This window comes from Christiangramia echinicola DSM 19838 (assembly GCF_000423065.1).
Classification (GTDB): Bacteria; Bacteroidota; Bacteroidia; order Flavobacteriales; family Flavobacteriaceae; genus Christiangramia; species Christiangramia echinicola.
In genome coordinates this window covers 278,416-305,108 of record NZ_AUHG01000010.1, presented here as the reverse complement: position 1 = coordinate 305,108, position 26,693 = coordinate 278,416, and the positions used below count along the sequence as shown (strand labels likewise).

The following is a 26,693-nucleotide window of genomic DNA, read 5'->3' as shown; positions in this document are numbered from 1 at the left end:
AACCGGCTTTAAAATAATTCAAAACCGGTTGTAACTTTATATTTTTTTGATAGCTACTTAAGAGTATCTACTGCTTTTTGAATTCTTTTCAGAGTTTCCTCTTTTCCTATAAATTCAGCAATCTTATAAAGATCTGGACCCTGTAAAGCTCCAACGAGCGCTACACGTAAAGGCATCATTACCTTTCCAAAGCCTATTTCCTTACTTTTAATCCAGCCTTTTACCGTTTCCTGAAGACTTTCTGCTTCAAAATTATCAACAGAATTCAGGAATCCTTTAAGTTCGGTCATTAATTCACCCGTATCTTCTTTCCAGGCTTTCTTTGAATCTTTAGGATCAAATGAAGTAGGGGCAATAAAGAAGAAATATCCCTGATCCCAGAAATCTTCAGCAAAGACTGTTCTTTCTTTGATAAGGGCAACCACCTTCTTTATATATTCTTTTTCTGCTGTAATCTCTTTTTTCTCCAGCTGTATTTGAAATTCATCTGCCAGAAAATCGTTATCAGCTTCCTGCATATAATGTTGCTGGAACCATTTTGTTTTCTCTGGATCAAATTTAGCTCCACCTTTATGAACTCGTTCCAGTTCAAAGGCTGTGGTCAATTCTTCTAATTTAAAGAATTCCTGCTCTGTCCCTGGGTTCCATCCTAAGAATGCCAGCATATTTACTACAGCCTCCGGGAAATAGCCTTCCTCGCGGTAACCTGCAGAGATATCATCTGTCTCTGGATCTTTCCATTCTAACGGAAAAACAGGGAATCCCATTTTTTCGCCATCACGTTTACTTAATTTCCCTTTACCCTGTGGTTTCAAGATCAATGGAAGGTGAGCAAATTCTGGAGCACTCCATCCAAAAGCTCTGTAAAGCATATAATGTAAGGCTAAAGAAGGCAACCATTCTTCCCCGCGAATTACATGAGTGATTTCCATTAGATGATCATCTACAATATTTGCTAAATGATAGGTTGGCATCCCGTCACTCTTAAAAAGCACTTTATCATCAAGGATATTCGTATCAATCTCCATATCTCCACGAATCACATCTTTTAGATGTAAAATTTCATCTTTTGGCGATTTGAACCTGATCACATAGTCCTCATCATTTTCTAATTTCTGCTGAACTTCATCCTGAGAAAGCGATATGGAATTCTTTAATTTTTCGCGATTATGCCAGTTATAGATAAAAGTTTTACCTTTTTCTTCATGATCTTTTCTATGCGCGTCAAGCTCATCTGAAGTATCAAAAGCATAGTATGCATTGCCAGATTCTATCAGCTTTTCAGCGTAGGCTCTATATTTATCCTTACGTTCACTTTGCCTGTACGGGCCAAATCCTTTCTCTTTTCCCGGGCCTTCATCAAACGGAATTCCACACCAGTTAAGAGATTCTATAATATAATCTTCAGCTCCTTCAACATAACGGTTTTGATCTGTATCTTCAATTCTCAATACAAAATCACCACCGTGCTTTTTCGCAAATAAATAATTATATAAGGCTGTTCTTACACCACCAATATGTAATGGTCCGGTAGGGCTGGGAGCAAATCTTACTCTTACTTTAGAAGACATATTTTTCTGATTTTTGAGGGCAAAGATACAACCTTATTAATCCAATCCTAAACCCAGTAGGACTCATCTGAAATAAGAATAATTTTTATTGTATTTTTAAGGAAACATTGCATTGAAAATGGGGAATTTTGGGATGGTGCAGGACAAACTGGAAGCTTTCATCAAAAAGTATTATCTCAACCTAATACTTAAAGGAAGCATATTGTTTATTGCCACTGGCCTTATTTACTTTCTTCTTATCATAGGGCTGGAATATTTTTTCTGGCTTTCAACCACCGGTCGTAGCATACTTTTCTGGTTATTTATTATCGTAGAATTGCTTTTGCTTTTCAATTTCGTGGGGATCCCTTTGTTCAAGCTTTTGAAAATTTCCAAGGGAATTGATCAATTTGAGGCATCAAGGATCATAGGGAAGCATTTTCCGGGGGTTAATGATAAGCTAACCAATTTACTTCAGTTAAAAAATAACTCAAAACAATCTGATCTTTTGATCGCAAGTATAAATCAACGGTCCAGAGAGTTGAATCCCATTCCATTTTCAAAAGCCATAGATCTGGGAAAGAACAAATATTATCTTAGGTATGTGATCTTCCCCGTTCTAATAATTCTGGGGTTGATCGCAGCAGGGAAAAGTGAAGTGATCACAAAAAGCTTTGGCAGAATCTCAGATTATAATACGGCTTATTTAAAACCAGCACCGTTTCAGTTTATTATTCAGAATAACCAATTAAGGGCCAGGGAAGGGGAGAACTATAAAATCCAGGTGAGCACCTTAGGAGAATTTAATCCTGAAACCGTACAGATTCTTTTAGATGGAAATGAGAATTTCATGAAGCAAATATCTCCTGGTATTTTTGAATATACCTTTTCTGACCTATCTGAAAACATAGAATTTCAATTGAGATCTACCGAAGTAATCTCACAGGAATACGAACTGGAAGTTATAAAAGTTCCTAAGCTTCTCAATTTTGAAATGGCTATAGATTACCCATCTTATACGGGTTTAAATGATGAAAAACTTTCCGGAACCGGTAATATAACTGTGCCTGAAGGGACTAATATTGACTGGAACTTTAATACTAAAAATACAGGGAACATCAATTTTAAAATACCAGATTCTACAATAGTGGTAGAGGTAGTTGATGATAAAGCCAGCTTTAAAAAGATCCTTGTTTCCAATTTATCTTATTCCGTTAGTGCTTCGAATAAACTAGTTGAAGATTTTGAGAACCTTGATTATACAGTGAATGTCATTAAGGATCAATATCCTGAAATTACGGTTTCATCTCAAAAAGATAGTTTAAGTTTTGATATTCAATATTTTAAAGGAGATATATCAGACGATTACGGTCTAAGGAGACTTGAACTTGTGTATTTCACGGAAGAGAATAAAGAAAAGCCAGATAGGCTTAATATTCCGGTTTCAAAAGAGAGTTTTGACGAGTTTCATTTTAGCTTTCCGGGTAATTTAGAATTGGAGGCTGAAAATAGTTATAGTTACTTTTTCAGGGTTTTTGATAATGATGCGGTGAACGGATCTAAATCTGCCAGGTCTGAAACTTTTACTTATAGAAAAAAGAGCCTTAATGAAATTAAGGATGAAAATTTGCAGGAACAAAACGATGCTATAAAGAATATAGGAGAAAGGCTGGAGGAATATGAAAAGAGCGAGGAGCAACTTAAAGAGATCTCCAATCTTGAAAAGGAAAAAGAGGAACTAAATTATAATGAAAGAAAAAAACTGGAAGAATTCTTAAAAAGGCAAAAGAAGCAGAATGAGATCATGAAGAGTTATTCTGAAAAGCTAGAAAAAAGTCTTCAGAAAAATGACGATAGCGAGCGTTCTTCAATGGAAGAAGAGTTAAGTAAAAGATTAGAGAATAATGAGAAACGGCTGGAAGCAAATGAAGAATTATTGAAAGAGCTGGAGGAATATTCTGAAAAGATCCAGAAAGAAGATCTGGGTAAAAAGCTGGAAGAATTGTCTAAGCAGAATAAAAACAATCAACGGAATCTGGAACAACTTTTAGAGCTTACTAAGAGATATTATGTAGAAGAAAAGAAGCAAAAATTAGCTCGTGATCTGGAAAAGCTTTCTGAGGAGCAGGAAAATTTATCTGAGTCTGAAGATGAAAATACTCCGGAAAATCAGGAGGAATTAAACAGGGAATTCGAAGATTTTAAGGATAAGATGAATGAGCTGGAAAAGGAAAATGAAAAATTAAAGCAGCCTCAGGATCTGGATAGGGAAGAGGTTGAAGAGGAAAGTATTCAGAAAGATCAAAAAGATGCTAAAGAGAATCTGGAACAGAATAACAATTCAGACGCTAAAGAGAAGCAAAAGGATGCGGCCAGGAAGATGAAACAAATGAGTCAGCAAATGCAACAGTCTTCTATGATGCAACAACAGGAACAGTTGGAAGCCGATGCTGAAACCTTACGGCAGATCCTGGATAATTTGATCGTATTTTCTTTTGAACAGGAAGATCTACTGGACGACTTTAAGGTTATTCAGCAGAATAACCCAAAGTATGCCGGCAGATTAAAAGAGCAAAGTAATCTTAGAGAGAACTTCAGGCATATTGATGATAGTCTTTATGCACTTGCCATGAGAAATCCGATGGTGAATGAAGTGATCACAGATAAGCTCACCAATATAGAATTCGACATAGAAAAGTCGATAGAAAGATTATCAGATAACGAAATTCCACAGGGAACCTCTAGTCAGCAATATGTAGTTACCGGGGCTAATGATCTCGCTAATTTGCTCGATCAAATTCTTTCATCTATGCAACAGATGATGGCTAATCCACAAAGTGGAAATGGCAAGGGTGGGGAGGAATTCCAGCTTCAGGATATTATCAAAGAGCAACAGCAGCTCACAGATAAGATGGAAGGGAAATCTAAAGGTAAAGAACAACCTAAAGAAGGGCAGCCCCAGGGAGAAGGTGAAGGTCAAAGTGGCGATCTTTATATAATATATAAGGAACAGCAGATGCTGCGTATGCAGATGGAAGAGTTATTGAAACAGAACGGCATGGAATCTGGTAATAAGGCGGTCGAGGAAATGAAGAAAATAGAGGAGCAATTATTAGATAAAGGTTTTGATCCCGAAACGGCTAAGCGAATGCAGCAACTACAATATGAGTTACTTAAATTTGAGAAGGCACATAAGCTACAGGGTACAGACGATAAACGTAAATCTGAAACGAATAGGCTTGACTATGAAAACAGTCTTCAGAATCAGATTGATAGGGCAAAAGAATATTTTAATTCTACTGAAATTTTAAACAGACAAACCTTACCTTTGCGGCAAATTTACAAAGAGAAAGTAAAGGATTATTTTGGAAAAGGGAGAAATTAATTTTTTCAGTGAAAACGACTTTGTCCTTCAAAAGGAAAATGATTTTCGCAATTGGGTGGATCAGGTAATAGAATCAGAAAATAAGTATGTTGGTGATATCAACTTTATTTTTTGTGACGATGAGTATCTCCATGATATTAATGTAAAATATCTTTCACATGACACCTATACCGATATTATAAGTTTCGATAATTCTATAGGTAATACTTTACACGGTGACATATTTATAAGCACCGATAGAGTGGAGGAGAATTCCTCAAATTTCAACGTAGATTTTATGGAAGAATTAAAACGTGTAGTGATACACGGGGTGTTGCATTTTTGTGGTTATAAGGATAAATCTGAAAGGGATCAAGAGTTAATGCGACGCAAGGAAGAAGAAAAAATGAAATTGTTCCACGTGGAACAATAGCTAAAAATTAGATCAGGATATGTTCGAAAAGCAGTATGATGTTATTGTTGTTGGAGCGGGGCATGCCGGAAGTGAGGCAGCAGCTGCAGCCGCAAATATGGGTAGCAAAACCCTTCTTATTACCATGAATCTTCAAAACATTGCTCAAATGAGTTGCAATCCCGCAATGGGTGGTATTGCCAAAGGGCAAATTGTTAGGGAGATCGATGCGATGGGAGGTTATAGTGGTATTGTAAGCGATACCAGCGCCATCCAATTCAAAATGCTGAATAAATCTAAAGGACCTGCAATGTGGAGTCCTAGAGTTCAAAGTGACCGAATGAGGTTTGCAGAGGACTGGAGAATAAAACTGGAACAAACACCGAATCTGGATTTTTACCAGGAAATGGTTGCCGGTCTAATTATAAAAAATGACAAAGTTGTAGGAGTTAGAACTTCTTTAGGTTTAGAAATTATGGCTAATTCTGTGGTTTGTACTAATGGTACTTTTCTAAACGGATTGATCCATATAGGAGATAAACAATTTGGAGGAGGTAGAGCAGGAGAAAGAGCCGCAACTGGAATTACAAAAGATCTTATCGAAGCTGGTTTTGAAGCGGGAAGAATGAAAACCGGAACTCCTCCAAGAGTGGATGGAAGATCCCTGGATTATTCTAAAATGGTTGAGCAACCTGGAGATGATATACCTGGTAAATTTTCCTATTCAGACGAAACAAAACCTTTAAGTAAACAACGTGCCTGTCATATGACCTACACCTCTAATGAGGTTCATGAAATATTGAAGGAAGGTTTTGATAGGTCGCCAATGTTTAATGGTAGAATAAAAAGTATTGGTCCACGATATTGTCCCTCTATAGAGGATAAAATCAATCGTTTTGCAGATAAGGATAGACATCAACTTTTTGTTGAACCAGAAGGCTGGAATACTGTAGAGGTTTATGTAAATGGATTCTCAACATCGTTACCAGAAGATGTTCAATTTAAAGCACTGAGTTCTGTAGCAGGATTCGAGAATGTAAAATTTTTCCGTCCTGGTTATGCTATCGAATATGATTATTTCCCGCCAACACAATTAAAGCATACACTCGAAACTAAACTGGTTGAAGGTTTATATTTTGCGGGACAGATTAATGGAACCACTGGATATGAAGAAGCCGCTTGCCAGGGAATGATGGCGGGAATAAATGCTGCTTTAAAAGTTCAGGAGAAGGATGAATTTATACTTAAACGTAATGAGGCTTATATTGGTGTTCTTATAGATGATCTTATTACAAAAGGTACAGAAGAGCCATATAGAATGTTTACTTCGCGTGCCGAATACAGGACATTGTTAAGACAGGATAATGCCGATTTCAGGTTAACTGAAAAATCCTATAATATTGGTCTGGCTTCTGAAGATCGAATGAGGAAGATGGAAGATAAAAAAGAGAAATCTTTTAAATTCGTTCAGTTTCTGAAAGATCTTAGTGTAGTTCCCGAAGAAGCAAATCCTGTTTTAGAGAAGAGAAAATCTTCTCCTATGAAACAAAGCGATAAAGTTTTTAAAGTTTTTTCAAGACCTCAGATCACCATGGAAGATGTAAAAAATTTCAGTGGGGTAGAGGAGTTTATTTCAGAAAATGATCTGGATGAAGAAATGATAGAACAGACCGAAATTCAAGTTAAATATTCCGGATACATAGAAAAGGAAAAGAATAATGCTGATAAATTAAATCGTTTAGAGAATATTCGTATTCCGAATAACTTCGATTACTCTAAAATAAAATCTATGTCTTACGAGGCAAGAGAGAAACTGAAAAAAGTTCAGCCGGCAACCATTTCGCAGGCATCTAGAATCAGTGGAGTTAGTCCAAATGATATTTCGGTATTGTTGGTTTATATGGGTAGATAATTATATCACTGTTCCACGTGGAACATAGCAATTTATTTTTGATTTCAACTGTAAATAAATACGATTCTAAAATTGAAAATGATCCTGAAATGGTTTGTAAAGATCATTTGGTTAGTGGGGAGGAATTTCAAATTTTGAAATACGAAGATGGTATTCTAAGAACAGATCCCGTTCCATTAGATCTTTCTAAATATTACGAAAGCGAAGATTATATTTCCCATAGTGATTCCAGGGGTAATCTTCAGGATAAAATATATCAGCTGGTTAAATCCCATATGCTTTCTAAAAAAGCCAGTTGGATTAGAAGGTACTTTAAGCAGGGAACAATTTTAGATGTGGGAGCAGGCACAGGAGAATTTCTTAATAAGATGAAATCTTATCTCTGGAACGTAGAAGGAGTAGAGCCAAATAAAACTGCCAGGGAATTGGGAGTTTTGAAAGGGCTTAATTTAAAAGACGATCTTTCTAAAATTCAGAATAAGAAATTTAAGGTTATAAGCCTTTGGCATGTTCTGGAACATCTACCAGACCTTGAACAAAAGATCAACGAGTTTTATGAACTTTTAGATGACGACGGAATTTTAATTATTGCTGTTCCAAATCATAATTCTTACGAAGCTAACTATTATAAAAAAGATTGGGCTGCCTGGGATGTACCTAGACACCTTTGGCATTTTTCCAGAAAAGGAATAGAAAGAAAGCTATCTGAGAATCATTTTAAACTCATAGATGAGAAGCCATTGAAATTTGATTCTTATTATGTGAGCCTTTTAAGTGAAAAAAATAAAAATTCGAAAACTAATTTTATAAATGCCTTTTATCGCGGATTAGTTTCGAATATCAAGGCCAGAAATTCTGGTGAGTATTCTTCCATCGCTTATTTCTTTAAAAAATCACTCAAAACGTAATTTAAGCCGTTTTTAAGGACTTTCGCTGCTTTGGATATCCGTTATATAGCCTTATTCTGGATACGGCCTGTATTAAGCTTTGAAATCACTTATTTTTAATAAGTATTAATTATATAGAAAATATATTCAATAGTAAATCCTTATATCAATTAAAAATTAGGCTTCTGTACTAAAAATACTTTTATACATTTGCCACACAAAACGAAAAATTATGATCAGAAGATTTATTGGAATTGCAGCAGTTGCAATTATGATGGTTTCATGTAATGAGCAAAAAACAGCTTATGTGGACACTACGAAAATTGTTCAGGAATATAAAGAGATGAAAGATGTGGAGGCAGAGTTCACTTCCAAGTCAGATTCTGTTAGACAACAATTAGATTCCGTAGCGCGTGTTTTCCAACAAGAAGTTCAGGCATACCAGTCTGATATGAATTCAATGTCTGAATCTCAACGTAAGGAGAAAGAGCAGGAGTTAATGCAGAAGCAACAAATGCTTCAACAGCAACAGCAAATGCAAAGCAATCGTTTAAGAGAGCAGAGCAATGTTGTAATGGATTCTATCGTAAATAAGATCAAAGATTACGTAAAAGATTACGGTAAGGATAATGGGTATACTTATATATTTGGTTCTAACGAGAGTGCTAACATTATGTATGCTGAAGAAGGACTTGATATCACTCAGGACATTCTTGAAAAATTAAATGAAGATTACGGTGGAAGCGAAGAAGTGGAAACGGAAACTACAGAGGAAGAAGTAGAAGACTAATCCGGTAGTTTATAGAAAATAAAAAAAGCTTCAGATAATTCTGAAGCTTTTTTTTATGTCTTAAGTTGAAATCCTAGCTCATTATATAAACACCAAACATACAAACGATAAAGTATCCAGTTAAGGTAAAAGCACCGGCGTAATCTTTAGCTATACGCTGACCAAATAATAACATTAATAAAGTGATACATGCAAGCGCACATGAATATAGAGCCAGGGTTGGGTCATTACTAGCTAATATTTTCCAGATACCAGCAACGGCTAAAAGGCCGGTTATGACTTCAATTATTAGAATGATACCAACCATCAAGGGTACAATCCCGGCGAGGATAGTACCAGAAAAATGATCTTTAAGCCATCCAGTATTCCCACCCCAGTCTGATGCTTTATCTATTCCAGATTGTAAAAAAGTGATAATGATAAAAATAAGGATTAATAGTTCAGTTAAATTTGAAGTAATATTTTCCATGTGTTAAGCTGCTTTTTTATGTAAAAATCGGGTTAATTTAATTGAAAGATCGGTCAGGATAATTTTGGCATTTCCATTTCGCTCGATATGATAAATAGCATTTTCAAGAGCTTCTGTAATTTCCATAATATTATTACCATGTACAAATGGCGCAAAATTTTCCAGCTTGAACTTTTCGGCTGAAGGCTCCAGGTAGACCAGGTTCTTAGCCTTATAATTTATCATTAATGACTGCCGGAAAAAATCCATGCAGTATAATAAGAAACTTTTCTGGGTTTCTCTTCCCAGAGCAGCGATTTCCTCACTCCACGCCACTAATTCCAGCACTGTCGCTTTATTCCCTTTCGCTTTAAAGGCACTTCTTATCCAGCTAATGAACCAGGCTTCAAACTGTTCGTCTCCCGCATTTTTATTTAGAATATGAATAGCTTTGGTAAAATCTCCATTTGCCTGGTGTGCAATTTTCCTGGCTATGGAGGGAGTACAATGTTCACGCTCTATTAATGCTTGAGAAATATCTGCTTCACTTAAAGGAGGAAAATGCAGACTCTGGCAACGTGACCTTATGGTTTGAATTATATTTTCTTCATCTTCAGCAACCAGAATAAAAACTGTCTTATTAGGAGGTTCTTCTATTAGCTTAAGCAATTTATTAGAAGCCGCTATATTCATTTTTTCGGCCATCCAGATGATCATTACTTTAAAACCACCTTCATATGCTTTTAAGGAAAGAGATTTCACAATATCCTGAGCCTCATGGACACTTATTTGTGCCTGTTTTTTCTCAACTCCAAGATTTTGATACCAGTCATATAAACTTCCGTATGGGGTGCTTTTTAAAAAGGTTCTCCATTCCTCCAGGAAATGGGATGAAACAGGGTTCTTTTTTACCTTATCATTGTTCGCAACAGGAAAGGCAAAATGCAGATCTGGATGCGAATAATTTTTGAACTTCAAATTGCAGGCTTTAGCCTTTTCATTGTTATTTTCTCCGCCAGAATTATTACATAGAATATATTGAGCATAAGCGATGGCCATAGGTAAAGCGCCACTTCCCGGTTGTCCGGTAAAAAGTTGAGCATGCGGAATTCTATTTCTGTCGGCGGTGGTCGTCAGGTGATTTTTAATGTGTGGAAGACCAATTATTTCGTTAAAAAGCATAGGCAAATATAAAATTATATACGCTTTATTATCTTCGGAAAAATTTATATTTGTAAGAAAGCAATACTATGAAAACTATAGACGATTACAATTTTAATAATAAAAGGGCACTTATACGAGTTGACTTCAATGTTCCGCTGGATGAAGAGATGAAAGTGACAGATGCGAACAGGATTGAAGCTGCTAAGCCTACAATTATTAAAATTCTTGAAGATGGAGGTAGTGTTGTTTTAATGTCTCACCTGGGAAGACCAAAGGGTAAGGAAAGTAAATATTCCCTTCAGCATATAACCAGTAAAGTTTCAGAAGTTATTGGGGTAGAAGTGAAATTCGTTGAAGATTGCGTTGGCGAAGAAGTTGAAAATGCATCTAAGAATTTAGAGCCAGGGCAGATCCTTCTATTAGAAAATCTTCGTTTTCATAAAGAAGAAACAGCAGGTGATGAAGATTTCGCACAAAAGCTTTCGAGGTTGGGTGATATATATGTTAATGATGCTTTTGGGACAGCGCATAGAGCGCACGCTTCTACCACAGTGGTTGCTAAGTTCTTCGAAGAAAAATGTTTTGGTTACCTGTTAGCAAAGGAGATAAAAAGTCTTGATAAAGTGCTAAACAGTACTGAAAAACCGGTTACTGCTGTTCTGGGTGGAGCAAAGGTTTCGTCTAAGATCACTGTTATAGAAAATATACTTGATAAAATAGATCACCTTATTATTGGTGGAGGTATGACCTATACCTTTATTAAGGCTCAGGGAGGCCATATTGGTACTTCTCTGGTAGAAGATGATAAACAGGAACTCGCCCTGGAAATCCTCAAGAAGGCTAAGGAAAAAGGTGTTGAAGTTCATCTTCCTGTTGATTCCATAATCGCAGATAGTTTTTCTGAACAGGCAAGCACGCAAACTGAAGCCGTGGATAATATTCCTGATGGATGGATGGGTCTTGATGTAGGCCCGGAAACTATAAGGAACTTTTCAGATGTGATCAAGAACTCTAAGATCATATTATGGAACGGTCCTCTTGGTGTTTTTGAAATGGATACTTTCGCCAAAGGAACTATTCAATTGGGTGAAGCGATAGTTGAAGCTACAAAAAATGGCGCATTTTCTTTAGTTGGAGGCGGAGATTCTGTTGCAGCTGTTAAAAAATTCGGCCTTGATGATAAGGTAAGTTATGTATCTACCGGTGGTGGCGCTATGCTTGAGATGCTTGAAGGAAAATCCTTACCAGGAATTGAAGCAATTAAAAATTAAAGAGGTACGAAGTTTGATTTCTTTTCGTTTGTTAATGTAAAATGAAAATATGCTGAAGCGAAGATATTTAATGTTGTTACTGCTTGCCGGAATGTCGACCCTGGCTCAGCAGAAAAAGGAAAATGAGCGGGTTGAAAAAGCGAATTTCAGGGTTCAGATATTTCAAAAAAGTGACGACACCGAAATAAAACTTGCCAAACCAGATCCAGAATTCAGAGATAAATTGCCAATTTCTGCAGCGATAAGAGATTCTTCTAAAGTGAAATTGGAGGATCTTCCACAGGCTAAAACATTAGATTCATTATGGAAACTTGAGCTAACAAATTCAGACCTGTTCGAGGAAATGCAGAAAAGTATTCAGGAGCAGGATTATGAAGATGTTGTCTATAAAGAGCTTCCTACAGACACTCTTAAGTCACGTCTTGCAAAATTGAATGCCCGGACTCCATTTAATGTTGAATATAATCCCATTCTTGAAAGTGTTATAAAGTCTTATTTAAAGAGAAATAAGCAAGGGATGGAGCGATTAATGGCTCTTAGTAGCTATTATTTCCCAATGTTCGAGCAGGAACTGGATAAATATGATATTCCGTTAGAGATAAAATATCTTGCTATCGTAGAATCGGCTTTAAATCCTAAAGCTAAATCTCGTGTAGGCGCAACTGGATTGTGGCAATTTATGTTCACAACCGGTAAAATGCACGGTCTGGATGTAAGTTCTTATGTAGATGAACGTATGGACCCGGAGAGATCTACCGAGGCTGCAGCACAATATTTAGCGAGCTTATATAAAGTTTTTGGAGATTGGGACCTTGTTTTGGCATCATATAATTCAGGTCCTGGAAATGTTTCCAAAGCCATTAGAAGAAGTGGTGGTTCTAATGATTACTGGCATTTAAGAAGATATCTTCCACGTGAAACAGCAGGTTATGTGCCTGCATTCCTGGCAACTTTATATCTTTTTGAATATGCAGATGAGCATAATTTTCAACCAAAAAATCCTGATGTAGTCTATTTTGAAACAGATACTATTCAGGTTAAACAATTACTTACTTTCGATCAGATCTCTAAGGTAACTGGCGTGGAAAAGGAAATGCTTCAATTTCTTAATCCGGCTTTTAAATTAGATATCATCCCATTCGTTGAAGATGAAAAGTACAGTCTAAGGCTTCCTAAGCCTGCATCTGGTAAATTCGTGAGCAACGAAAGTGCTATTTACGATTTTGCCGAAAACCAGATAGTTGAAGAGAAAAAAGAACTTCCAAAATACGTAGAAACCAAAGACCGTATTAGGTATAAGGTTAAAAGGGGTGATTATCTAGGCAAGATTGCAGAGCGATATGGAGTTGGTGTTAGCAGCCTTAGGAGATGGAATAATATGCGAGGGAATAATATTCGAGTTGGCCAATATCTTACCATTTACCCTAGTAAACCAGTGGATGTAGTTTCCAGTACATCCTCTTCCGGGTCCAGTAAAGGTTCAGATTCAAGGATCTATACAGTGAAGCAGGGAGACTCTCTATGGAGTATTTCAAAAAAATTCCCTGGAGTTTCGGTACAAAATTTGCGGTCATGGAATGATATGAACACAAATAGTCTTAAACCGGGCATGAAACTTAAGGTTTCCAAAAGTTAAGACGTCTAATCAAAACCGAAAAAATGAAACGTAGCCTAATCCTGCTAGCCAGTATTTTCCTTTTAATCGCCTGTAAGAACGAGAAATCGAAAAAAGAAGATCGAATTCTATCAGATTCTTCAGGAAATATAAACCAGTTAACCGTAGTTATTGAGAATGATCTTTGGGAAGGAGAAGTAGGGGAGGCTATTAGAACTAACCTTGCGGCACCAGTAGACGGCTTGCCTCAAGAAGAACCATTATTCAGCTTAAGCCAGATTCCACCAGAAACATTTACCGGGTTTGTAAGAAACACCCGTATATTTCTGAAAATTGAAAATAACAGCTCTAAAGGGATGAATCTTATTGAAGATGAGTTTTCCAGACCTCAAACAGGTATAGTGGTTATGGGGAGCAATTCTTCAGAACTTATTGATGTTATTAATAAACAGTCAGATTCCATTGTTAAAACCTTTAAGCATACCGAATTAACTGAAAAGCAACGGAGAATTCGTAAGTCGCTGAAAAAAGATGATGCTTTGAGCGAAAAATTCGGACTGAATTTAAAATTTCCTTCTGCATATAGATATGCGAAAGAGGATGAGCATTTTTCATGGATAAGAAAGGAAATTCCTAAAGGGAGTATGGAGATTCTTGTATATGAAGTGCCAATTAATAAATTAGAGAACGATTCTACCGTTATAGCAAATATCATTAAAATGAGAGACTCTATTGGGGAAGCTAGAATCCCTGGACGTCTTGAGGGTTCTTATATGATCACTGAAAAGGCTTATGCTCCTTATTTATTTGAAACGAAGATTGATGGTAAATTTGCCTACGAAACCAGAGGTACATGGGAAGTTGAAAATGATTTTATGGCTGGACCTTTCGTCAATTACGCGGTAAAGGATGAAAAGAATAACAGATTTGTAATTTTAGAAGGTTTTGTATTCTCTCCTTCCAGAGGAAAACGGGATAATATATTTGAGCTCGATGCAATACTGCAATCGGCGAAATTTGACTAAATAAAAAACCCAACTGAAAAGTTGGGTTTTTTATTTTATATATAAGTACGTGTTACTTTTTATCTTCAGCAACCTTCTTATTATTATCTTTTGATGTATCGTTATCGTCATCTTTAGAAGCGTCTTTAAATTCTTTAATTCCACTCCCTAATCCTCTCATTAATTCAGGAATTTTACGTCCTCCGAAGAGCAATAAAATAACTACCACAATTAAAATAATTTGTGGAGCTCCTATAGCCAAAGGCAAAATAAATGCATTCATGTCTTATGATTTAGTTTTACAAACTTAACAAGAATTAACCAATCTAAACGTTAACAAGACAATAAATTGCCTTAAGGAAAATACTCGGTAGAATTCCTTTTCTAGCGATTTATTATAGGTAATTATTTAATTTATCTTTGTATAACCTAATCACGGCTATGGCTCAAAATAAAAACGAGAAAAAGAAGTTCGCTAAGAAATTACTTCATAAATATAGAATGGTAGTTCTTAATGAGGACACTTTCGAAGAGCGTTTTTCATTTAGATTAACCCGTTTAAATGTCTTTGTTACCGTTGGTCTTTCGGCAATTTTCCTCGTGGCGATCACTACAGTACTTATTGCTTTTACGCCTTTAAGAGAGTATATACCGGGATATTCTTCGGCACAATTAAAAGAAGAGGCCGCAAATCTTTCTTATGTTTCAGATTCACTTCAAAATGTGATCAGGTTAAATGATCAATATCTTAATTCTATAAAAAATGCGCTAACCGGGGAACTGGATCTTGATCAATTGAATAGAGATTCGATTCTAAGCGCACCAATTACTGATGCCGAATATGAAGAAATTAACCGTATAAAAGCAGATTCGCTTTTAAGGGAAGAGGTAGAACAGGAGGATAAGTATAATATTTTACCAACGGCAACAGATAATATTAATTTTTCACTTTTTCCTCCGGTGAAAGGAACCATTTCAGACCCATATAGTATAGAGGATAAGCATTACGCAGTAGATGTGGTAACTTCACGTAATGCACCGGTAAAATCTGTCGCTGATGGTCGTGTGATCTTCGCCGAGTGGACAGCTGAAACCGGTTATGTAATTATTATAAAACATAGTTATGGTCTAATTTCGGCCTATAAGCATAACGCTTCTTTATCTAAAGCTCAGGGTGAAATGGTTAGAGCCGGTGAGGTTGTTGCCACTGCCGGAAATACAGGGGAATTAACTACAGGTCCTCATGTTCATTTCGAGTTATGGAACGAAGGTAATCCTGTAGATCCTTCAGAATACATTGATTTCAATTAATATATGTCTATAAAATCATTTGCAGCCAGAATATTTGCTTCTCATATCAGGAAGAAGATCGATAAGTGGGCCGGCAATCCACACGAAACTCAACAAAAAGTTTTTGAGGAACTTATAACCAAAGCCAGGAATACCAGATTTGGTAAGGATCACGGTTTTAGCGAGATAAGTTCACATGAAGATTTCATTAAAAAGGTTCCGGTGAGAGATTACGAGGAGCTAAAAGAATACGTAGATATGATGGTTGAAGGGCAGGAAGATATTCTCTGGCCGGGTAAGCCGTTATATTATGCTAAAACTTCTGGAACAACCAGTGGTGCTAAATATATTCCACTTACTAAGGAATCTATGCCAACCCATATTAATGCGGCTAGAAATGCTATTCTATGTTACATCGCTGATACCGGTAAATCTAAATTTGTAGATGGCAAGATGATCTTCCTTCAGGGAAGTCCTGAGATGGATGAAAAAAACGGGGTGAAATTAGGTCGACTTTCAGGTATAGTTGCTCATTATGTCCCGGGATATTTACAGAGAAATAGAATGCCTAGCTGGGAAACCAATTGTATTGATGATTGGGAAATTAAAGTAGACGCGATAGTTGACGAAACACTTAAGGAAGATATGTCTGTAATTAGCGGGATTCCATCCTGGGTACAGATGTATTTTGAAAGGCTTATTGATAAAACAGGCAAAAAAGTTGGCGAGATCTTTCCCAATTTTGACCTGTTCATTTATGGAGGCGTTAATTATGAACCTTATCGCTCTAAATTTGAAACTCTTATAGGGCGAAAAGTAGATAGTATTGAGCTTTATCCTGCTTCTGAAGGATTTTTCGCTTTTCAGGATAAGCAGGATGTAAAGGGAATGCTGTTGCAACTTGATTCTGGTATGTTCTATGAATTTATTAAAGCAGAAGAATTCTATTCAGAAGATCCTGAAAGGCTTTTATTAAAGGATGTTGAAGAAGGTGTGAATTATGTGATGCTCATTTCATCTTCTGCTGGTTTGTGGGCTTATAATATTGGAGATACCGTTCAATTTACTTCAACAAAACCTTACCGGGTCATAGTTTCAGGTAGAATTAAGCATTTTATTTCTGCCTTTGGAGAACATGTGATCGCGAAGGAAGTAGAAGAAGCGATGCAGGACGCCGTAGCCGAAACAGGTGCTGAAATTAGCGAATTTACCGTGGCGCCTCAGATAAATCCTGAAGGAGAACAACTGCCTTATCACGAATGGTTTATAGAATTTGAGCAGGAACCGGAAGATTTGAATAGATTTGCTGACATTATTGATAGATCTTTACAGAAGCAGAATTCATATTACCTGGATCTCATAGAAGGCCATATTCTACAGAGATTAAAGATCACCAGGATTCCCAGGAATGGCTTTCAGGACTATATGAAATCCATTGGTAAACTTGGAGGACAGAATAAGCTTCCACGATTATCTAATGATCGTAAGATCGCAGATCAACTCAAAGAGATTATTTAAAAAACTACTATGTCGATATTAAAATTACAGGGACGAACTAGAGCACAGGAGAGTTCTGGAGCTATAGAACGCATGTACATAACCATGAGACACCTCTTTAACAGAGGATTCTACAAGCCTATGGGTGTTTCAGGAGATACTTTAAGAGAATCACTTTTAACCTTAAGGCCGGAAATTTATGGTTCTATTGCTAACGATAAAGCAGAACTGGAAGGATTGTTATATGTAATAGACAGGCTTCCACATGGAATTGAAGAATGTCGTTTTATTAATCTAACCAGTGATGAAGGCTACGGAAATTCACATTTTAAGCCTATAGTTCCGCCAAAAAGGAGAAGGAATTGTTATAGGATAGATGATGAACAAATGAATATTGAGATCACCAGAGGGAGATCTGAAATTTATGATATTCTCACCCACCTAACTTTTCTTTTTGTAGAATCTCACAAGATCATGAAGAGGGTTCTTATAGACGAAGATGGCAGTGTAAATCGTGATTGGGAAAAGCTGGAATTTGCGGTTAAACACCAGGGAGACCTTACCCAGGCTCAGCGTGAAGTGGCTCTAACTCATACCGCGAGTATCTTAGGAAGAACATTTCATGAGATCTCCAATCTCTATCCAAAGTTCTCTACACCCAATAACCCAGATCGTTTTCTAAGAATTATATGGTCACTTGGGAATATGGCTATCAGGGAAGGGGTTAAAAATGAAAAACGAATTATCACCTTTAGTCCGGTGCTAAGAGAGCGCCTTGGACACCATATTCATGGAGAGATTTGGGCAAATGACATCAAGAGTTGCCTGAAGGAAAATAATCTAATGGATCGCCCGCTACATATTATTAGTGCGAACATGCACAGTGTAATGAACACCCTATACACTCCTTACGCTCTTAAGGCAGAACTTAAAAAGAAAAAAGCTCTGGATATTTATGAAGAATTAAGTGATAGTGGGAATGGTTCGCTTAGAAATAAGGTTAATAAAGCCGCATTAGATAAGGGCATGTTCTTTATAGAAGATAAAAGTGGAACCAATATAGATGTGCAGATCTTTGATACTGCAAAACTGGAAGAAGGTTTTAATAACACGAAATTCAGTGATCTTAAGCCGGAAGAGAAACCTGTTATTATTGTAATGGATTATGCATTTGGAGAGCAGGCCTATGAGACTATGGATGAGTTACTGAAGCCATATAGTCTGAAAGATGAAGATCTGAAGATGAACGTAAAATCCATTTCAATTATGGGTAAAGCGGGAATTCTAGAAGGTGGTAAAGGCGATATTATGATTCCTGATGCTCACCTTTTTGAGGGTACGGCAGATAATTATCCGTTTGAAAATCAGCTGAAAAAATCTGATCTTGAAGGGCACGATATTAATGTTGTTGATGGAGCGATGATCACAGTACTGGGAACTTCACTTCAGAATAAGGATATATTAAGGTTTTTCCATGATTCTACATGGAATGTCTGCGGATTGGAAATGGAAGGAGCTCATTATCAAAAGGCAATCCAGGCTGCTTCCAGGCTTAGACGTAGCATTTCTGAAGATGTGAAGGTAAGATATGCATATTATGCTTCAGATAACCCGCTGGAAACAGGAAGTACGCTGGCATCTGGAGGACTGGGAACTTCTGGGGTTAAGCCTACATATCTTATTACTGAAAAGATACTGGATCAAATTTTTAATTCTTAAAGAAATATAATGCAGGTAGAAGAAACACCTTTAAAAGATTGTTTTCTTGTAAAACCTCGAATTTTTGAAGATCACCGGGGAATTTTTCTAGAAACTTACCACAGGGAGCGTTTTGCTGAACTTACCGGGATAGACACAGAATTTGTCCAGGATAATCAATCGGTTTCCTCTTTCGGTGTGTTAAGGGGAATACATTACCAAAAAGGAGAATTTGCCCAGACCAAACTGGTTAGGGTGATCTACGGAAAAGTACTGGACGTAGTGGTAGATTTAAGACCAGGTTCGCCTACTTTCAAAAAAACGTATAAGGCGATTCTTGATGATAAAAACCTTCATCAACTTTATATTCCAAAAGGTTTTGGCCATGGATTTTTAACCCTTTCAGAAAAGTCGGTGTTTGCATATAAGTGCGATGATTATTATAAACCTGGATCTGAAGGTGGGATTATTTTCAATGATCCAGACCTGAATATTGATTGGGACTTTCCAACCAAAGAAATGATCCTGTCTGACAAAGACAGAATTCAACCAACTTTTAAGGAAGCATTTGGATGAAAACCATTTTAGTAACGGGTGCAAATGGACAGTTGGGCCAATGTTTACAAAAACATTCAAAGAAATACCCCAATTTTACCTTTCTATTTTGCAGCTCTAAGGAACTGGATATTACTTCGAAGGAGGACCTGGAGGTCTATTTTCAGAATCACGAAATAGACTATTGCATTAACGCTGCGGCATACACAAATGTTGAGCAGGCCGAAAATGAAAGGGAAAAAGCTTTCCTGGTAAATGCTGAAGGGGCAGAGAATATAGCTGCCATCTGCAAGGCAAATAATGCGATATTAATCCATATTTCTACCGATTATGTTTTCAACGGAAAGGCTAATGAACCTTATAAGGAAACAGATGAGGTTGGGCCTATAAATGTTTATGGAGCGTCTAAATTGAAAGGAGAGGAGGGAATAACTTCAATCCTGAACGAACATTTCATTTTTCGAACCTCATGGTTGTATTCAGAATTCGAACACAACTTTTATAACACTATTCAAAGAAAAGCTGATGAAAAGGCTGAATTGAATATTACAACTTCTCAATTGGGAACTCCTACCAATGCTAATGATCTGGCAGAATATATTCTCGATATCATTAATTCTGGATCCACAGACTATGGTATTTACCATTTTAGCAATGAGGGAGAAGCTACCTGGTATGATTTTGCTGAAGAGATCCTGGATTATTCTGAAAAAAGAGACAGAGTTATATTGAATAAAACAGGTTTTTTTAAGACCTTGGCAGAGAGGCCTGAATATAGCGTACTTTCAAAGGAGAAAGTTATAAATCATTTCGGACCGATAAAAGATTGGAGAATTAGTCTGCATCAACTTATTGATGAAAAATGATTAATTTTTAATCAATTTTACCACTATGGCTAAAAGAATATTGATTACCGGTGCTGCCGGATTTTTAGGTTCACATCTATGCGACCGCTTTATTAAAGAAGGTTTTGAAGTGATTGGAATGGATAATCTAATCACGGGTGACCTAAGAAATATAGAACACCTTATCAAGAATAAAAATTTCGAATTCCATCACCATGATATTACAAAGTTTGTACATGTGGCCGGGGAGCTCGATTATATTCTGCATTTCGCATCTCCGGCGAGCCCGATAGATTATTTAAAGATCCCTATTCAAACTTTGAAAGTTGGTTCTATAGGAACTCTGCATTGTCTAGGTCTTGCCAAAGAAAAGAATGCCCGAATCTTGATAGCATCAACTTCTGAAGTCTATGGAGATCCTTTGGTGCATCCTCAAAATGAGGAATATTACGGAAACGTAAACGCTATTGGTCCACGTGGAGTTTATGATGAAGCAAAGCGTTTCCAGGAATCTATAACCATGGCCTATCACAGGTTTCATGGCTTAGAAACCAGAATTGCACGGATCTTTAATACCTATGGCCCAAGAATGAGGCTCAATGATGGCCGCGTAATACCGGCGTTTATTGGTCAGGCGTTAAGAGGAGAGAACCTAACCGTATTCGGTGATGGTACCCAAACCAGGTCATTCTGTTTTGTAGATGATCAGGTAGAAGGTATCTACAGGTTGCTTTTAAGTGATTATTCAGACCCTGTAAATATTGGAAACCCTCATGAAATAACTATTCTAGACTTTGCTAAAGAGATCATTAACCTTACCGGGACAGATCAGAAGATAGTTTATAAAGAACTTCCCAAGGATGACCCTATGCAAAGGCAGCCGGATATCACCAGGGCTAAAGAGATCCTAAACTGGGAGCCCAAAGTTAGCAGGGCAGAGGGAATGAAGATCACCTATGAATATTTCAAAGGTCTTAGTGACGATGAACTTCAAAAAAGGGAGCACAAGGATTTTTCAGAACACATTAGAAGGTAGTGATGGAAAATAACGGATTGGTTTCAGTGATAATGCCGGCTTATAATTCGGCAGATTTTATTTCTGAATCTATCCAATCTGTAGTCGCTCAAAGTTATGTGAACTGGGAACTTTTAGTTATAGATGATGCTTCAATAGATTCTACAAAGGAGATCATTCAGCAATTCGCCGAAAAAGACGCCCGAATTTATCTTTTAGCAAACGCAGTTAATAAAGGAACCCATCACACCCGTAATAAGGGAATTAAAGTAGCTCAGGGAGATTTTATAGCGTTCCTGGATGCAGATGATCAATGGAAGCCTGAAAAGCTTAAAAAGCAGTTAGATCTTCTTACACGCGAAAATATAACGGCCTGTTTTTCCAGTTATGAGCTGATCTCTAAAAATGGAGACAAATTGAACAAAAAGATACAGGCTTTACCAATTCTTACTTACGATAAACTTCTAAAAGCAAATTATGTAGGAAATCTTACCGGGATTTACAGTGCTAAAGCCCTGGGGAAAATATATTGTCCTGAAATTTCAAAAAGGCAGGATTGGGTCTTATGGCTGAAAGTGATCGAAAAGGGAGGTCCCTTAACTGGAATTCAGGATTCTCTGGCAATTTACCGGGTAAGAAAAAATTCAATTTCAGGGAATAAAGTTGAAATGTTGAAATATAACTTCAATGTATATCATAAGATCTTGGGCTATGGTCTCTTCACAAGCGTATGGAAAATGTTAGTTTTTCTCAACGAGCAGTTCTTTGTGAAGACTAAGCAGATGAAAACTATGAAAGTTGAGAAGTAAACTGTTTTAACTTTCCGCTTCCACTGCGCTTTAATATATCTTTCCTTTCAAATACGATCCTAAGATCTTTTCCCACGTATGTTCCTACCGCCTCAAGAATCTTACTTTTTTGATCTGAAGAAAGTTCGTTTAAACTAACATATTCAATTTTGAATTCATTGATCTTCGTCTGGATGATCACAAACTCCTTGATGTTTCCATTATCCTCAATGATAGTTTTAGTAACGTAGTAAAAAGTTAATCCCGGTACTACTTTGCCATCAGGAAGCCTGGCGATATCATTGGTTCTACCAATAAGTTTTTCCAGAATTGGTTTTTTGAGCGTGCTTTTAGTAGAAAGGCATCCAATATCACCAATATCATAGCGAATCATAGGATGAGCCTTGTTGTAAAGTGAAGTAATAACCACCCGACCTTCCACACCGTAGGGCAGAATCTTATCCTTTTCGTCCAGAATTTCAATATAAAGATCTTCAGAATTTACGATCCAGTGATTTTCTGAATCTTCAAAAGCGATCAACCCAACTTCACTCGCTCCGTATTCATTAATAACTGGTACACCCAGAGCCTGCTCAATGAGCTGCTTATCTTTTTCAAAAAGCCTTTCAGAAGTAACAATGCAGATTTTCAAACTAGGGCAGTGTTCCTTGAGAATAATGCTCTTATCTTTTAGAAACCTTGCAAATAATACAATTGCACTGGTATAACCATTAAGGTAATTGAAATCTGATTTTTTAAAACGCTCCAGAAAAATCTCCATTTTCTTTTCGCTGAGGTCGAAAATATTAAAACGCCTACGTAAACTTATCCTGTCTTTTAATCGTTCCTGAACATTTCCGTAGAAATCCAGCGGAATACCGTAAAATCTCGCCTGTAGTGATTTATTCAGGTCTATATCATACCAGTTATACCTGTCCTGAAAACCAGCCCAGCTTAAAGCATGGGCAAACCGGTTCTTGGCAAAAATAAAAGGATGACCGCTGCTTCCAGATGTTTTTCCAATATAAGCCGTCTTGGTATTATAAGTGGAACTTAGACGATCTTTCAGCGGTTGCTGAAGATCAGATTTTTTCATTATCGGCACATGTTCCCAATTGTCAAATCCTTCCCACTTGAAGAATTCCCTGTAAAATGTATTATGCTGTATATGATAATCTATAATGGAATTCCTTCGTTTTCTCTGGAATTCAGCATAGTGTTCTTCCGGAATACTTTGAATTTTTTCCAGGGTACTTTGTGCCCTTTTTATCGGGAATTTATTAAGCTGTAAAGAAAGTTTAAACCAATCCAAGGGCAGAAAAGCTTTTTTAACGAATTTATTCGTGCTTCAATTTACAAACAATTATTTTTGAAGCAATAATTTAAAACACAACTAATGAATATTCTAATCCTTGGCTCAGGTGGGCGTGAACATACTTTTGCTTATAAGATCGCTCAAAGCAGTAAATGTAGTAAGTTATTCGTAGCGCCGGGGAATGCTGGAACTTCCCAGGTAGCCGAGAATCTGCAATTAAATCCTATAGATTTTGCTGCCGTTGGTAATACAAGTTTAGAGAAGAATATTGATATGATCGTGGTTGGTCCCGAAGATCCTTTAGTAAAAGGGATCGTGGATTATTTTGCCAATGATGACCGGTTAAAGAATATACAGATCATAGGTCCTTCCAGTCGTGGAGCACTATTAGAGGGAAGCAAGGAAAGAGCTAAAGAATTTATGGCTATGCATAAGATCCCTACTGCTGCCTATGAAAGCTTCAGTTATGAAAGTCTTGGTGCGGGTAGGAACTTTCTGGAAACACTAAATCCTCCATATGTTCTAAAAGCTGATGGATTGGCCGCGGGTAAAGGTGTTTTAATTATAGATGACCTGGAAGAAGCTAAGAAAGAGCTGGAGAATATGTTGTCTGGAAAATTTGGTGCTGCCAGTGAAAAGGTGGTGATAGAAGAGTTTCTTGACGGAATAGAGTTAAGTGTTTTTGTACTTACCGATGGTAAGAACTATAAAATTCTTCCCACAGCAAAAGATTATAAAAGAATAGGCGAAGGAGATACAGGATTAAATACAGGCGGGATGGGAGCTATTTCTCCGGTTCCATTTGCAGATGAAACCCTGATGAATAAGATCGAGGAAAGGATAGTTAAACCTACGGTTAACGGGTTACTTGAAGAAGAAATAGACTATAAAGGCTTTATTTTTATTGGTTTAATAAAAGTTAATAATGAGCCTTATGTAATTGAATATAATGTTAGGATGGGTGATCCTGAAACTGAAGTTGTTCTTCCAAGAATAAAGACAGACCTGGTAGGACTTTTTGAAAGTACCTGGAAAGGCGATCTTGATAAGGTAAATCTTGAGATAGATGAAAGATCGGCAACTACCGTGATGATGGTTTCTGGAGGATATCCTGAATCCTATCAAAAAGGAAAAACTATTTCCGGTTTAGACGATATAAAAGATTCTATCGTTTTCCATGCCGGGACTAAGATTGAAGACGGTGAAATTGTAACTAGTGGAGGCCGGGTTATTGCTTTAACCTCCTTTGGGGAAGATTACAAAAAGGCACTAAAAAAATCTTACCAAAGTGCAGAAAAGCTGCAATTTGATAAGATGTATTTTAGAAAAGATATAGGGTTCGATTTATCCTAAGAAAGAGTGAGAAGTAGATTCTCTGTTTTCTTCATTTCTATCGTTGAAAATCTTTAATTGCTTCATCCAGTATAGAAAAGCTAAAAAACCAACGATCATAAATACCCAGTTAAGGATATTTGCAAGAAACCACGAATCTAACTCAAGAGCTCGTAATGCATCTAGAGGATAAAAAAGTATATTTTCAAAAACCCACTGTATTCCCTCAAAAAAATCTTTCATTGTCTGAACTTTATTTGTGATTACAAAAATATAAAAAACCCTAATGCTAACAAGCTTTTTTAGCAAATCGAAGCCTTTTAACCTTGCCGCCATCATTTTATTGATGGGTCTTTTCTACATAGGCGCCAATTTTACTCATTGGGAAAATGGTTTTAACTGGTTAGAATTTCTTGAAAAACTCGGTGTTCTTTTAATTCTGGTTTTAAGCCTGTTGGTATTGAACTTCATTGCAAAAAAGAATGAGCTAACCAAGAGAAGTGCTTATAAAACATTGTTGTTCACGTTATTCTGTATTTCCTTTTTCAGTCTTTTACGCAATGAATCTATTATCATTGCCAATTTATGTGTGCTTTTTGGTCTAAGGAGGATTATAAGTTTGAAATCACATATCTCGGTTCAGAAGAAAATATTTGACGCCACTTTCTGGATTTGTATAGCCACCTTGTATCATTTCTGGTCTGTTTTATTTCTAGCTCTGGTATTCTTTGCGATCCTTAATTTCTCTTCAGCTTTTAAGAACTGGTTAATTCCATTTATAGGATTTCTGGCAGTAACTTCGCTTACAATATGCTTCCATTTAATTGCATATGATGAATTCTACACATTTTCAGACTGGTTCCAGGCGAGTAACTTCGATTTCTCAAAATACGGCGAGTTAAGAATGCTCATCCCGTTAAGTATTTTTCTAGGCTTACTCATTTGGACCTTATTTCAATACTTTTCAGCAATTCAAAAAGCCAGTATTACGAGGAGACCGGTTTTAAGTATGATATTATTTGGTTTAGCCATATCGGCAGCTGTTGCTATATTTTCACCAACCAAGAATGGAAGTGAACTTATATTTTTCTTTATTCCGTTAAGTATTATTGCATCAAATTATTTTGATAGTAAAAAGGATAAGATCTTTAAAGAGATCATTCTGGCAACATTAATATTAATGCCGATAATCGTGGCTTTTTTCGTTTAATTAGGAATGATTGCAACCGGTAGCAGTCCTACTCTTTTTAAAAATAATATCTTTGCAGGGACTTTTATGATCTATAAAAGCAGCTTAAGAACAAAAAAGAATTAGTACAAAAAATACCATATGTTTTCAGATAAGGCAAACACTATTTTTAGAGAGGTAATAAAGAAATATCATGAAATTGACAGTGTAGATCAGGAGTTTAAGAATCCTTATGATGCTGAAAAGAACACGATAGAACATCTATTATATAGAAAATGCTGGATTGATACGGTACAATGGCATTATGAGGATATAATTCGCGACCAGAATATAGATCCTGTCGCGGCTCTTGAATTAAAGAGAAAAATTGATGCCTCTAACCAGGATCGTACAGATACTGTAGAATATATTGATAGTTACTTTCTTGAAAAATACAAAGATGTACAGCCAAACACAGATGCTAAAATAAATTCTGAAAGTCCAGCATGGGCTATAGACAGGCTTTCTATTCTTGCTTTGAAGATTTTTCATATGGATGAAGAGGCGAAACGCGAAGATGCATCTCAGGAACACCAGATGAAGTGTAAGGCTAAGTTGGATGTATTACTGGAGCAAAGAGTAGATCTTTCTAAGGCGATAAATCAACTACTAGAAGATATAGCCAAGGGTGAGAAATACATGAAGGTTTATAAGCAGATGAAAATGTATAATGATGATGAGTTGAACCCGGTACTTCGAGGAAATAAATAATT

General features: G+C 36.6%; 24 protein-coding genes. 18 read left to right on the top strand and 6 right to left on the bottom strand.

Going from position 1 to position 26,693, the window contains the following annotated elements; genetic code table 11:
* Positions 1-53: 53 nt before the first annotated feature.
* Positions 54-1,571, bottom strand: a complete 1,518-nt coding sequence (gltX, locus tag G530_RS0101815) for a glutamate--tRNA ligase (protein WP_026932903.1) — start codon at positions 1,569-1,571, stop codon at positions 54-56.
* Positions 1,572-1,704: 133 nt separating this feature from the next.
* Here gltX and G530_RS0101810 point away from each other — a divergent pair, with 133 nt between their 5' ends.
* The 5 genes from G530_RS0101810 (at position 1,705) to G530_RS0101790 (ending at position 8,915) form a co-directional block, all read left to right on the top strand.
* Positions 1,705-4,935: a DUF4175 family protein gene (locus tag G530_RS0101810; protein ID WP_240472121.1), complete on the top strand. Its 3,231-nt coding sequence runs from the start codon at positions 1,705-1,707 to the stop codon at positions 4,933-4,935.
* Positions 4,916-5,347 (top strand): rRNA maturation RNase YbeY, encoded by a 432-nt coding sequence (ybeY, locus tag G530_RS0101805; RefSeq protein WP_026932901.1) that lies wholly within the window; start codon positions 4,916-4,918, stop codon positions 5,345-5,347. The genes G530_RS0101810 and ybeY overlap by 20 nt, the downstream gene beginning before the upstream one ends.
* A gap of 19 nt (positions 5,348-5,366) precedes the next feature.
* Entirely contained in the window at positions 5,367-7,238 is a 1,872-nt protein-coding gene (gene mnmG / locus G530_RS0101800; RefSeq protein ID WP_026932900.1) for a tRNA uridine-5-carboxymethylaminomethyl(34) synthesis enzyme MnmG, read from the top strand.
* A 38-nt stretch (positions 7,239-7,276) separates the two neighbouring features.
* Positions 7,277-8,146: a class I SAM-dependent methyltransferase gene (locus tag G530_RS0101795; RefSeq protein ID WP_240472120.1), complete on the top strand. Its 870-nt coding sequence runs from the start codon at positions 7,277-7,279 to the stop codon at positions 8,144-8,146.
* A gap of 211 nt (positions 8,147-8,357) precedes the next feature.
* A complete protein-coding gene (locus tag G530_RS0101790) occupies positions 8,358-8,915 on the top strand; it encodes an OmpH/Skp family outer membrane protein (RefSeq protein WP_026932898.1) in 558 nt (185 codons plus the stop codon).
* A gap of 73 nt (positions 8,916-8,988) precedes the next feature.
* Here G530_RS0101790 and G530_RS0101785 read toward each other — a convergent pair whose 3' ends face one another.
* Both G530_RS0101785 and G530_RS0101780 read right to left on the bottom strand, forming a co-directional pair.
* Positions 8,989-9,384, bottom strand: a complete 396-nt coding sequence (locus tag G530_RS0101785) for a hypothetical protein (protein ID WP_026932897.1) — start codon at positions 9,382-9,384, stop codon at positions 8,989-8,991.
* A gap of 3 nt (positions 9,385-9,387) precedes the next feature.
* Entirely contained in the window at positions 9,388-10,545 is a 1,158-nt protein-coding gene (locus tag G530_RS0101780; RefSeq protein ID WP_026932896.1) for a DNA polymerase III subunit, read from the bottom strand.
* A gap of 68 nt (positions 10,546-10,613) precedes the next feature.
* On the opposite strand from G530_RS0101780, the gene G530_RS0101775 reads away from it, so the two are divergent.
* From G530_RS0101775 to G530_RS0101765, 3 genes are read left to right on the top strand one after another with little or no spacing between them, the layout of a single operon-like run.
* Entirely contained in the window at positions 10,614-11,798 is a 1,185-nt protein-coding gene (locus G530_RS0101775) for a phosphoglycerate kinase (protein ID WP_026932895.1), read from the top strand.
* A 49-nt stretch (positions 11,799-11,847) separates the two neighbouring features.
* Positions 11,848-13,434 carry a lytic transglycosylase domain-containing protein gene (locus tag G530_RS0101770; protein WP_026932894.1) on the top strand — a complete coding sequence of 529 codons (1,587 nt, stop codon included), beginning with the start codon at positions 11,848-11,850 and terminating at the stop codon, positions 13,432-13,434.
* A gap of 23 nt (positions 13,435-13,457) precedes the next feature.
* On the top strand, positions 13,458-14,438 hold the full coding sequence (locus tag G530_RS0101765) for a DUF4837 family protein (RefSeq protein ID WP_026932893.1): 981 nt from the start codon (positions 13,458-13,460) through the stop codon (positions 14,436-14,438).
* Positions 14,439-14,490: 52 nt separating this feature from the next.
* On the opposite strand, the gene G530_RS0101760 is transcribed toward G530_RS0101765, so the two are convergent.
* The gene (locus G530_RS0101760; protein WP_026932892.1) at positions 14,491-14,700 is read right to left on the bottom strand and encodes a twin-arginine translocase TatA/TatE family subunit; all 210 of its coding nucleotides are present in this window, start codon (positions 14,698-14,700) and stop codon (positions 14,491-14,493) included.
* 158 nt (positions 14,701-14,858) lie between these two features.
* Here G530_RS0101760 and G530_RS0101755 point away from each other — a divergent pair, with 158 nt between their 5' ends.
* From G530_RS0101755 to G530_RS0101725, 7 genes are read left to right on the top strand one after another with little or no spacing between them, the layout of a single operon-like run.
* A complete protein-coding gene (locus G530_RS0101755; RefSeq protein WP_026932891.1) occupies positions 14,859-15,728 on the top strand; it encodes a M23 family metallopeptidase in 870 nt (289 codons plus the stop codon).
* Positions 15,729-15,731: 3 nt separating this feature from the next.
* Positions 15,732-17,225, top strand: a complete 1,494-nt coding sequence (locus tag G530_RS0101750; protein ID WP_026932890.1) for a GH3 auxin-responsive promoter family protein — start codon at positions 15,732-15,734, stop codon at positions 17,223-17,225.
* 9 nt (positions 17,226-17,234) lie between these two features.
* Positions 17,235-18,923, top strand: a complete 1,689-nt coding sequence (locus G530_RS0101745; RefSeq protein ID WP_026932889.1) for a DUF6909 family protein — start codon at positions 17,235-17,237, stop codon at positions 18,921-18,923.
* 9 nt (positions 18,924-18,932) lie between these two features.
* Positions 18,933-19,478: a dTDP-4-dehydrorhamnose 3,5-epimerase gene (gene rfbC, locus G530_RS0101740; RefSeq protein ID WP_026932888.1), complete on the top strand. Its 546-nt coding sequence runs from the start codon at positions 18,933-18,935 to the stop codon at positions 19,476-19,478.
* On the top strand, positions 19,475-20,323 hold the full coding sequence (gene rfbD / locus G530_RS0101735) for a dTDP-4-dehydrorhamnose reductase (protein ID WP_026932887.1): 849 nt from the start codon (positions 19,475-19,477) through the stop codon (positions 20,321-20,323). The genes rfbC and rfbD overlap by 4 nt, the downstream gene beginning before the upstream one ends.
* A 25-nt stretch (positions 20,324-20,348) precedes the next feature.
* Positions 20,349-21,338: a UDP-glucuronic acid decarboxylase family protein gene (locus tag G530_RS0101730; RefSeq protein ID WP_026932886.1), complete on the top strand. Its 990-nt coding sequence runs from the start codon at positions 20,349-20,351 to the stop codon at positions 21,336-21,338.
* Between the two features lie 2 nt (positions 21,339-21,340).
* The gene (locus tag G530_RS0101725) at positions 21,341-22,126 is read left to right on the top strand and encodes a glycosyltransferase family 2 protein (RefSeq protein WP_026932885.1); all 786 of its coding nucleotides are present in this window, start codon (positions 21,341-21,343) and stop codon (positions 22,124-22,126) included.
* Here the strand turns inward: G530_RS0101725 and G530_RS0101720 are convergent.
* Positions 22,107-23,417, bottom strand: a complete 1,311-nt coding sequence (locus tag G530_RS0101720; RefSeq protein ID WP_026932884.1) for a phenylacetate--CoA ligase family protein — start codon at positions 23,415-23,417, stop codon at positions 22,107-22,109. The two genes, G530_RS0101725 and G530_RS0101720, sit on opposite strands and share 20 nt — an antisense overlap.
* Positions 23,418-23,501: 84 nt before the next feature.
* On the opposite strand from G530_RS0101720, the gene purD reads away from it, so the two are divergent.
* Positions 23,502-24,773, top strand: coding sequence for a phosphoribosylamine--glycine ligase (gene purD / locus G530_RS0101715; protein WP_026932883.1), 1,272 nt, complete (start codon positions 23,502-23,504; stop codon positions 24,771-24,773).
* Here the strand turns inward: purD and G530_RS0101710 are convergent.
* Positions 24,765-24,995, bottom strand: a complete 231-nt coding sequence (locus G530_RS0101710) for a DUF6341 family protein (RefSeq protein ID WP_026932882.1) — start codon at positions 24,993-24,995, stop codon at positions 24,765-24,767. The two genes, purD and G530_RS0101710, sit on opposite strands and share 9 nt — an antisense overlap.
* Positions 24,996-25,038: 43 nt before the next feature.
* Here G530_RS0101710 and G530_RS0101705 point away from each other — a divergent pair, with 43 nt between their 5' ends.
* Both G530_RS0101705 and G530_RS0101700 read left to right on the top strand, forming a co-directional pair.
* The gene (locus tag G530_RS0101705) at positions 25,039-25,962 is read left to right on the top strand and encodes a DUF6427 family protein (protein WP_026932881.1); all 924 of its coding nucleotides are present in this window, start codon (positions 25,039-25,041) and stop codon (positions 25,960-25,962) included.
* A gap of 120 nt (positions 25,963-26,082) precedes the next feature.
* On the top strand, positions 26,083-26,691 hold the full coding sequence (locus tag G530_RS0101700; RefSeq protein ID WP_026932880.1) for a DUF4254 domain-containing protein: 609 nt from the start codon (positions 26,083-26,085) through the stop codon (positions 26,689-26,691).
* Positions 26,692-26,693 lie beyond the last annotated feature (2 nt).